The organism is Pusillimonas sp., from assembly GCF_044464525.1.
Classification (GTDB): Bacteria; Pseudomonadota; Gammaproteobacteria; order Burkholderiales; family Burkholderiaceae_B; genus Pusillimonas.
In genome coordinates this window covers 203,411-211,715 of record NZ_JBIQLE010000002.1, presented here as the reverse complement: position 1 = coordinate 211,715, position 8,305 = coordinate 203,411, and the positions used below count along the sequence as shown (strand labels likewise).

Annotated in this window: 9 protein-coding genes; 1 reads left to right on the top strand and 8 read right to left on the bottom strand. The window is 60.9% G+C overall.

Annotated elements, in window-relative coordinates; translation table 11 throughout:
- Positions 1–67: 67 nt before the first annotated feature.
- Genes ACIY1O_RS02240 through ACIY1O_RS02220 form a run of 5 tightly spaced genes read right to left on the bottom strand, consistent with a single transcriptional unit; the run spans position 68 to position 4,643 of the window.
- The gene (locus tag ACIY1O_RS02240; RefSeq protein WP_397473443.1) at positions 68–889 is read right to left on the bottom strand and encodes an SDR family oxidoreductase; all 822 of its coding nucleotides are present in this window, start codon (positions 887–889) and stop codon (positions 68–70) included.
- A gap of 51 nt (positions 890–940) precedes the next feature.
- Positions 941–1,558 (bottom strand): cysteine hydrolase family protein, encoded by a 618-nt coding sequence (locus ACIY1O_RS02235; RefSeq protein WP_397473442.1) that lies wholly within the window; start codon positions 1,556–1,558, stop codon positions 941–943.
- Entirely contained in the window at positions 1,555–2,088 is a 534-nt protein-coding gene (locus ACIY1O_RS02230) for an aromatic-ring-hydroxylating dioxygenase subunit beta (protein ID WP_397473441.1), read from the bottom strand. Before ACIY1O_RS02230 ends, ACIY1O_RS02235 begins: the two co-directional genes overlap by 4 nt.
- Before the next feature lie 32 nt (positions 2,089–2,120).
- Entirely contained in the window at positions 2,121–3,425 is a 1,305-nt protein-coding gene (locus tag ACIY1O_RS02225; protein WP_397473440.1) for an aromatic ring-hydroxylating dioxygenase subunit alpha, read from the bottom strand.
- Positions 3,426–3,449: 24 nt separating this feature from the next.
- Positions 3,450–4,643: an ABC transporter substrate-binding protein gene (locus ACIY1O_RS02220; protein ID WP_397473439.1), complete on the bottom strand. Its 1,194-nt coding sequence runs from the start codon at positions 4,641–4,643 to the stop codon at positions 3,450–3,452.
- A gap of 186 nt (positions 4,644–4,829) precedes the next feature.
- On the opposite strand from ACIY1O_RS02220, the gene ACIY1O_RS02215 reads away from it, so the two are divergent.
- Complete coding sequence (locus ACIY1O_RS02215; protein ID WP_397473438.1) at positions 4,830–5,810, top strand: AraC family transcriptional regulator; 981 nt, start codon at positions 4,830–4,832, stop codon at positions 5,808–5,810.
- A 68-nt stretch (positions 5,811–5,878) separates the two neighbouring features.
- Here the strand turns inward: ACIY1O_RS02215 and ACIY1O_RS02210 are convergent, their stop codons facing one another.
- The 3 genes from ACIY1O_RS02210 to ACIY1O_RS02200 are packed head-to-tail and all read right to left on the bottom strand — an operon-like array spanning position 5,879 to position 8,303.
- Complete coding sequence (locus tag ACIY1O_RS02210) at positions 5,879–6,589, bottom strand: ABC transporter ATP-binding protein (RefSeq protein WP_397473437.1); 711 nt, start codon at positions 6,587–6,589, stop codon at positions 5,879–5,881.
- The gene (locus tag ACIY1O_RS02205) at positions 6,586–7,341 is read right to left on the bottom strand and encodes an ABC transporter ATP-binding protein (RefSeq protein ID WP_397473436.1); all 756 of its coding nucleotides are present in this window, start codon (positions 7,339–7,341) and stop codon (positions 6,586–6,588) included. Before ACIY1O_RS02205 ends, ACIY1O_RS02210 begins: the two co-directional genes overlap by 4 nt.
- Positions 7,338–8,303 carry a branched-chain amino acid ABC transporter permease gene (locus tag ACIY1O_RS02200; RefSeq protein WP_397473435.1) on the bottom strand — a complete coding sequence of 322 codons (966 nt, stop codon included), beginning with the start codon at positions 8,301–8,303 and terminating at the stop codon, positions 7,338–7,340. The genes ACIY1O_RS02205 and ACIY1O_RS02200 overlap by 4 nt, the downstream gene beginning before the upstream one ends.
- Between the last annotated feature and the right edge of the window lie 2 nt (positions 8,304–8,305).

Genomic DNA, 8,305 nt, shown 5'->3' with positions numbered 1-8,305 from the left:
ATGACGATCCGACTTTGGCACGTCGTAGGTGTTTATAGTACCCATGGAGCACCCTCCGTATGTCCGGCTATTCTTTAAGAATACGCTCGAACCATTGGCGTGGCGAGTCTCCCTGGTCGGGCCCCAGAATGGAATACCCGCCGTCCACCGGGATGTCGACGCCGGTAATCCAGGATGCGGCTTCGCTGGCGAGGAAGGCCACAGCGTTGCCGACTTCGGCGCCGTCGCCGACCCGCCCCAAAGGATGGAGGGCTGCTGCGACCCGGTCGGCATCGGCACGCGACCCTTGACTAAGCCGTTCGACGGCAGGAGACCATGTCCAGGCGGGCGACACCGCCACGGCGCGAATGCCTTCGGGCGCAAGGGTGACGGCCAGGTTTTTGGTGAACTGCAGCATGGCTGCCTTGGAGGCCGGGTACAAGGCGCGCCCCGCAGCGCCGAATTTGCCGCCGGTGCTGCCCAGATTGACAATGACGCTGCCAGGCTTCATGTGCGCGCAGGCCTTCTGCGCGAAGATGGCGGCTGAAACCAGGTTCACGCCCAGCGTGTGGTGCCATTGTTCGCGGGTGGAATCCAGGCCGGCGTCTTCGTAGATGCAGGCGTTGTTGACGAGGATGTCCAGGCGCCCGAAAGCGTCGAGTGTCTGCTGGATGCAGCTGTCGATCTCGTTGTCTTGCTGTATGTCGGTGGGACAATACAGGGCGCGGGCGCCTTGTTCACAGAGTGCGGCGGCCAGTTCCTGGCCCTTGTCGGCGTTGCGGCCCACTATGGTGACAGAAGCGCCGCAGCCAGCCAGCACCCTTGCGATGTCGGCGCCAAGGCCTTGCGTGCTGCCGGTAACGATGGCGGATTTTCCGGTCAGGTCAACGAGTGGGCTATAGGCTGTCATGAAGATGCGATGTAGTGTGCTTGTCAGGAACCGAAACGGGCCAGGGCGGCATCATGCCGGCGGGTAGTTCTGTTCCAGATCTTCGGCGTCCAGGATTTGAGCGATAAGGCTCATGCTGTGCAGCGAGGCGCGGTGCACGTCCATATCGGCGGCAGAGCATGCGTTGGCGACAACGTCTACTTCGAAGCCCATGTCCACCGCGTGGCGCACGGTGCTTTCAACCACGGAATGCGTGGCGACTCCTGCCACGAGCAGGCGAGAAACGCCCAAGGCCCGCAAGACCTCTTCCAGCTGCGAACCGAAAAAGGCATTGATGCGGGAATGCTTGACGACGAATTCGCGCTCGTTGTCCATGATGGGCGCCAGGCTGGTATAGAACTCGGCGCCCCACGAACCGTCTTGCACTGCTCCGATTGCCGCCACATTGCGAAAGATCGGCGCGTTGAAGATGATGTCGGCGCCATCTGGGCGGTAGGCTACCCTGACATGGACGATGGGCATGCGCCGGGCCCGCGCCCGATCCAGCAAGGCCTGGGCGGCGTTCACCAAACGGCTGCGCTGCGGGCTGTCGGCCGCCAACCCGACGCGTATCTTGCCCTCGGGATGCAGAACGTCGTTCTGGTAGTGCAGGGCGACCAGTGCGGTGTCGCCAAATGGGGGCTGGGTCATATGTAGACTTGAATTGCGTTTTGCACGTCGCTGCAATTGACCAGATTTACCTGCTTGAGCTTGATGCGCCAGCTGTCATCATGGGCAACCAGCTTGTGGATGTACGACCCAGCCATATGACGCATGGGGCCTTTGCGCCAGTCGGCCATGTGGAAGGCCGAGCGGACAATGAGGCAGCCGTCGGGGTCGGCGCCGTCGACCATGACGTTGCTGACAACCCGGGTGGCATGGGTAATGGGTTGTTGCGCCCAATTGCGCGGGTTGTCGAGGGTGCGAAAGCGCAGCTCGCGCAGCATGCCGTTGTCCCAGCACAGCGAGATGTGGTCGAAGGGGCTGGACTGGTCGTGTTGCTGGGGAATCCAGTACATGCCGTCTTCTGTCCATAGATCGAGCCAGGGCTGCCATTGACGCTCGTCGAGCAGGCGAGCTTCGTGGTAAATGAATTGCTGTATGCGGTGATACGTTTCCAGCGGGACGGTGACGTCTTTTTTCTCGCTCGTGGATACGTCAAAATCAATGTCAAATAACATGATGGGAAACTCCTTGCTGCTGTGCGGGCCGTTTAGATCTGGCCCAACATGTATTGCTTCCAGGCTTTGAACTGGTTGCGCATGGGTAGCTCGCTGGTGCCGTTGATAGAGGTCATGCCTCCTTCGATGGGCTTGTCGGTGCCGGCGTAGCGGTGCTGGCTGACCCAGTCTCCGCCGTGTGTGGAGTTGCCCTGCTGGCAGCGTCCATACAGTTCAAGGTCGTCGGGCATCACATTGGAAGAAGGCGAGTTGATCAGGTTGGCGTACATCAGGCCGCGCTTGAAGATCGCTTCGGGCGCCCCTTTTAGCTTGAAGACCTGAATCTCTACCATGGTGCGGTCTACCGCAATGGGTCGGATAACGCGAAACTGCTGGAAAACCGTGTGCGGCGAGCCGCTGCCATAGATGATGGTGTTGTGGCGGTTCTCGCCAAGAATGGCCAGGGCGCGCTCGCGCCCGTAGGCTTCGGCCAGGGTTTCAAAATGCGAGCGCATGACCGGATCAGCTTCGATGGCGCCGGGGTTGAAGATGCCCTCCATGTATCCGTGGCCGTAGTCGAAGGCCACCAGCGAGAGTTTCTCCCAGAAGTCGTAGGGCTCGCCGTTGCCGTCCATGATGTGCAGCTCGAGCGGCATCTTGTCGAAGGACTCGGCCTGTTTGCGCGCCGAGGTGTACGAGGACTCATGCGTGACATTGGCGTGCATGGTGTCGTGCAGGTTCTCGTAGAACACCTTCCAGTTGGATGGCTGCATGACCTTGAACGAGCCGCCGGCCACCTCGACTTCGCCTTCGGGAGAGCGATCACAGAGATTATCGATGGACGATCGCACTCCGCCCAGGAAGTCGAGCAGCGGCGGGCCTTCGGCGGCCTGGCTGGCAAATACGAAGCCTCGGTAGCTCTCGACGCGGGCCAACGGCCGCATCGAGAACTCGGGAGAGGCGGGGTCAAATGCCGTGCCCTCGAAGCCGCGCCGGATGGGCGCGGCCAAGTGACTGCCATCGAGCTTGAATGTCCAGGCGTGGTAGGGGCAACGGAAAAACTTGCCGACATTGCCGTCTTCGCACCCAACCAGCATGGAGCCTTTGTGCGGACATCGGTTGTAAAGCACGTGAACCTTGTTGTCGGTACCCCGCACCATGATGACGTTCTGGTCACCGACAAGGGTGGTGTGGTAGTCGCCGACGTTCGGAACCTGGCTTTCATGACCGACGTAGACCCATGCATGGCCGTAGATGCGGTCCATTTCCAGCTTGAACAGCTCGGGGTCGGTGTAGACCGATTTATGCACGCTGTCAGGGCGGATGAGTTCGGCGATGCTTTCGTTGCTGTACGACATGATGTTGCTCCTGCTTATATCTGCCTATGACTGCCCCATCTTGCATTCGGCGGCAAAGGGGTCGTGATAGTCCTCCAGGATGGTGCTGACGACCTTGTTGGTGATGCGTCCCTGATCGTCTTTGACGACTTCACGCAGGTAGTAGTCTTGGATGGGATACTGGTTGGTGTTGAACTTGAAGTCGCCACGTACAGACTTGAAGTTCGCAGCACGCAGTGCCTGGCGGAAGGCGTCCTTGTCTTCGATATTGCCCTTGACGTCGCGCACGGCCGCGTCGAGCAGCATGGCGGCGTCGTAGCCCTGAGAGGCATAAAGCGTGGGGATGCGGCCGTACTCTTTTTCGAAGTCGGCGACAAATTTCTGGTTTTGCGGGTTGTCAAGGTCGGGCGACCATTGCGACGAGTTGAAGGTGCCCAGCATGGGGTCGCCCACGGCCTTGATGGTGTCTTGGTCGCCAGAGAAGCCGGGCATGTAGATCTTCATGTTTTTGGACAGCCCCGAGCTTTCAAGCTGCTTGATGAAGCTGATGCCCATGCCGCCCGGCAGGAAGAAGAACACGGAATCGGCGCCCGAGGCCCGGGCCTGGGCGAGTTCGGCTGAATAATCGAGCTGGCCCAGCTTGACGTAGACTTCGTCGGCGATTTTGCCCTTGTAAAGACGCTTGAAGCCGCCGATGGATTCGCGCCCGCCCGGATAGTTGGGGGCGATCAGGAAGACGCTATCGTGTTTTTGCTCGGTAACGTACTGGCCCATGGCGGCGGGAATGTCTTCGTTCTGCCACGAGACGACGAAGAAGTTCTGGTTGCAATCTTTGCCGGCATAGTCGGCCGGGCCGGTATTGGTGGAAATATAAACGGTGTCGCTGGCAAGAATGCTGGGCATCAAAGGCAGCAGCACGTTGGAAAACACCATGCCGGTCATGACATCGACGCGATCGCGCTTGAGGAGGCGGTCGGTGGCCTGGCGGCCAACGTCGGCCTTTTGCTGGTCGTCTACCACGACGACTTCGGTTTCGAGATCGCCCAGCTTGCCGCCCGCATGCTTGAGCGCAAGCTGGAATCCGTCGCGAATGTCGATGCCCAGGGCGCCGCCCGGACCGGAAAGCGTGGACAGGAAGCCCACTTTGATCGAGTCGGCGGCGTGGGCGGGCGAAAGGCTTAGCGCGGCCGCACACATGGCGGCGGCGAGCAGGCCCAGCTTGAAAGAGGTGGGTTTCATATGCGTTGTCTCCGTTTTTTTATAAAGTTGTACTACGCAAGCTTGGACCCGGATCGTGGTACCGGTATGCAGAGCTTCCCTATATGATGTTGGGGATGGCCGGGAGCGGCTATCCTTTTCTGGCAATTTTGAGCCAGCTCGTGCAACATTTGCCTATCTCCGTCATCCGCTGCCGAGGGACGTACGATGGAACCATGGTTTAAAAAGGGCTTGACCCCGCTATACAAGGCATCGCCACTGTTTGCCTCGAGCGACCCCCAAGAGGCCAAACTGGCCACCACGGGGGCGCTCAAAGAGCACGACCTCGTCTGGCGCTCCGGAAAGGTCGATTCGTTCCTGCGCCATTTGAAATTGGGCGAGGTGTCGCTTTTCTTGTTGCGCTATGGCGCGGCGGTGCACATCGCCCCGGGCGAACTGCGGCGTTTCCTGCTGTTCCAGGTTCCGCTCGAGGGCACAGCCCGCATCACCGTCGGCGATTCGGTCGTGGCAGCCGACTCGCGCACGGGCGCGCTGATCTCTCCCACATTGCCGCTGCGGCTCGACTGGAGCGAGGGCTGCGAGCAACTGCTGTTGAAAGTGCCGCGCGAACGCATCGAGGCATCTTGCAGCAATCTGCTCGGGGCCAGAATCGAACAGCCTGTCGAATTCTGTCCGCAGTTCGCGCTCGACACTCCGCAAGGCCGCTCATGGCAGCATCAGATCGGAGCCTTGCTTAGCTGGTTCCAGGCGCCGGGCCAGACGCCGCCGTCCAAATGGGTCGAGGCGCAAGAAGAAACCCTCATCCAGCATCTGCTGCTGTGCCAGCGCCATAACTACTCCGAACTGCTCCAAAGACGTTCCGGTACTGCCAGGCGCAATGTGCGCCTGGCCGAGGAATACATACGGGCTCACCTTCAAGAGCCGCTTGATCTGGGCCGTATCGCCCAGGCAAGCGGGTCCAGCGTTCGCAGCCTGTGTGCAGCCTTCAAAGATCAGTACGGCCTGTCGCCGATGGCCTATGCGCGCGAGCAGCGTATGGAACGCGCCCATGCCGAGCTTTTGACAGCCTCGCCGGGCGTGCGGGTTACCGATGTGGCGCTGCGCTGGGGCTTCACCCATTTGGGACGTTTCTGTACCCGCTACCGCGAGCGCTACGGATGCACGCCCTTGCAAACGCTGCAGCGATAGCCTGTGAAATTCCGGCGCGGGAAACCAGAGTCGCCGGACGCAGAGGCGTTGGTAAACGCCGGCAAAGCCTACACCCCGACGTAGCGCTCCCAGATATCCGGCGACTGCCGCAGGCTTTCAGAGCTTCCGCTCCATACAACCTGGCCCCGCTCGATGATGGTGTGCTGGTCGGCCAGCTCAATCAGCCGTTGCACATATTTATCGATAACCAAGGTGGTCTGCCCCATGGCACGCAGCTGCGCGAGGCATTGCCAGATTTCTTCGCGGATGAGCGGGGCGAGCCCTTCGGTGGCTTCATCAAGGATAAGCAGTTTAGGGTTGGTCATGAGGGCGCGCCCTATGGCCAGCATTTGTTGCTCGCCCCCCGAGAGCTGATTGCCCATATTGCCGGTGCGCTCGCGCAGGCGCGGGAACAGTTCAAAGATGCGCTCGAGCGTCCAGGGCTGTGCCGTGCCACTGCGATTGCAGGCGAATGCGACAAGGTTCTCGCGCACAGACAGGTTGGGGAAGATATGGCGACCCTCGGGCACCACGGCAACCCCCAGGCGGGCGATGCGGTCGGCGTTCCAGCGTCCGACGTCGTGGCCATCGAAATGTATGTTGCCGCCCCGGATACGCGTCAGCCCCAGCACCGAGCGCACGGTGGTTGTCTTGCCCATGCCGTTGCGTCCCAGCAGGGTGGCCGTCTGGCCCGCCTCGATGGCCAGGTCGATGCCGAACAGTATCTGGCTGCTGCCGTACGCGGTTTCAATGGCTTGTACTTCGAGCAATGGCTTCATGTGCTTACCTCGTCGCCCAGATAGGCTTTGCGCACCTCGGCGTTGTGGCGGATTTCCTCGGGGGTTCCGGTGGCGATGACGCGACCGGCCACCAGTACTGAAATGCGATCGGCAAGCTGGAACACGGTCTCCATGTCGTGTTCGACCAGCACCACGGCAAGCTCGTCGCTTAGCGACTGGATGAGCGGCAGCAGGCTGCGCGACTCTTTAGGCCCCATTCCCGCCATGGGCTCGTCCAGCAAAAGCATGCGCGGGCGCGTGGCCAGCGCCAACCCGACTTCGAGCAGGCGTTGTTCGCCGTGGGCCAGATTGCCGGCCTGGGCATCCAGAAGCTGCTCCAGGCCGATTTTCTCGGCCAAGGAGCGGGCTTCGTTGAAAAGTTGCGATTCGCTAACCGTCGGCCGCCAGAAACGCATGCTGGAACCATGCCGCGCCTGGACGGCCAGGGCGAGGTTATCCAGGACCGTGCACTGGCGAAATATGTTGGTTATCTGATAAGAGCGCGCCAGCCCCAAGTGCACCCGTTGGTCCATCGGCATAGCGGTGATGTCCTGGCCTTGGAACAGGATGCTGCCTTCGTCGGGAGTGAGCCCCCCGGATATCTGGTGGATGAGGGTGGTCTTGCCCGCGCCGTTGGGGCCGATGATGGCGTGGGTTTCGCCCTCGGTGATGGCAAGATTGAGGTGGTCGGTGGCGATAATGCCGCCGTAGCGGCGGACCAGGCTGCGCAGCTCGAGCATGGGTGTCGTCATGGCTTGCCTCCGCCGGCGCCGGCCGCGCGGCGCAGGGCCAGGCTGGCCAGCCCGTTGGGCAGGAAGAGCACGATGGCCAGAAGGATGAAGCCCAGGTAAAACGCCCAGTGGGTGGTATAGGCCATGAGGATTTCTTCAAGAAGCAACAAGGTGACTGCCCCGATGACGCCGCCGAAGAAATAACCCAAGCCGCCGACCAGAACCATGACCATCAATGTGCCCGATTGCATCCAGTGCAATTGGCTGGGGCTTGCCATGTAATTCTGGTTGGCGAAGAGGGCGCCTGCGAGGGCGGCGATGGCGCCCGCGATGACAAATGCGGCGAGCTTGTAGCGAAAGACGGGATAGCCGATGGCCTGCATGCGCGTTTCATTCTCGCGAATGCCTTGGAGCACGCGGCCGAAGCGCGCATTGATGAGGCGGTGCATGAAAAACAGCACCAGTGCGGTCAGGGCCAGGCAAACGTAATAGAAAACCGTGTCGGAAGACAGGTCGACGCCAAGGGTGGAACGTTGCATCAGGGCCAGGCCGTCATCGCCGCCATAGCTGCGAAGCGACACGAATATGTAGTATGTCATTTGCGCGAAGGCAAGGGTGATCATAATGAAATAGACCCCTTTGGTTCGCAGGCAGACGAGCCCTATCAGAAAGGCCAGCGCCGCGCCCAGCAACACCGCGGCCGGCCAACTGAGCCAGGCCGAGGCCAGATCGTGATACATCAGTATGGCCACGACGTAGGCTCCTGCGCCGAAATAGGCTGCGTGGCCCAGGCTGACCATGCCGCCGAAGCCCAGGATGAGGTTCAGGCTGGACGCGACCAGCGCGAAGATGATCAGGCGTGAACCGAAGCTGATGTAGAACTCTTGGCCGAACAGCGCGGCGACGGGTGGAAATGCCGCCAGCAGGATTAGCAAGGCGACGATCCAGGGGCCCGAAAGACGATGATGCAAAGTGCTGTGCATGC

Coding starts and splice junctions, on each gene's coding strand:
- ACIY1O_RS02240 (WP_397473443.1), bottom strand. CDS start 889: ATGACAGCCTATAGCCCACTCGTTGACCTGACCGGAAAATCCGCCATC.
- ACIY1O_RS02235 (WP_397473442.1), bottom strand. CDS start 1,558: ATGACCCAGCCCCCATTTGGCGACACCGCACTGGTCGCCCTGCACTAC.
- ACIY1O_RS02230 (WP_397473441.1), bottom strand. CDS start 2,088: ATGTTATTTGACATTGATTTTGACGTATCCACGAGCGAGAAAAAAGAC.
- ACIY1O_RS02225 (WP_397473440.1), bottom strand. CDS start 3,425: ATGTCGTACAGCAACGAAAGCATCGCCGAACTCATCCGCCCTGACAGC.
- ACIY1O_RS02220 (WP_397473439.1), bottom strand. CDS start 4,643: ATGAAACCCACCTCTTTCAAGCTGGGCCTGCTCGCCGCCGCCATGTGT.
- ACIY1O_RS02215 (WP_397473438.1), top strand. CDS start 4,830: ATGGAACCATGGTTTAAAAAGGGCTTGACCCCGCTATACAAGGCATCG.
- ACIY1O_RS02210 (WP_397473437.1), bottom strand. CDS start 6,589: ATGAAGCCATTGCTCGAAGTACAAGCCATTGAAACCGCGTACGGCAGC.
- ACIY1O_RS02205 (WP_397473436.1), bottom strand. CDS start 7,341: ATGACGACACCCATGCTCGAGCTGCGCAGCCTGGTCCGCCGCTACGGC.
- ACIY1O_RS02200 (WP_397473435.1), bottom strand. CDS start 8,303: ATGCACAGCACTTTGCATCATCGTCTTTCGGGCCCCTGGATCGTCGCC.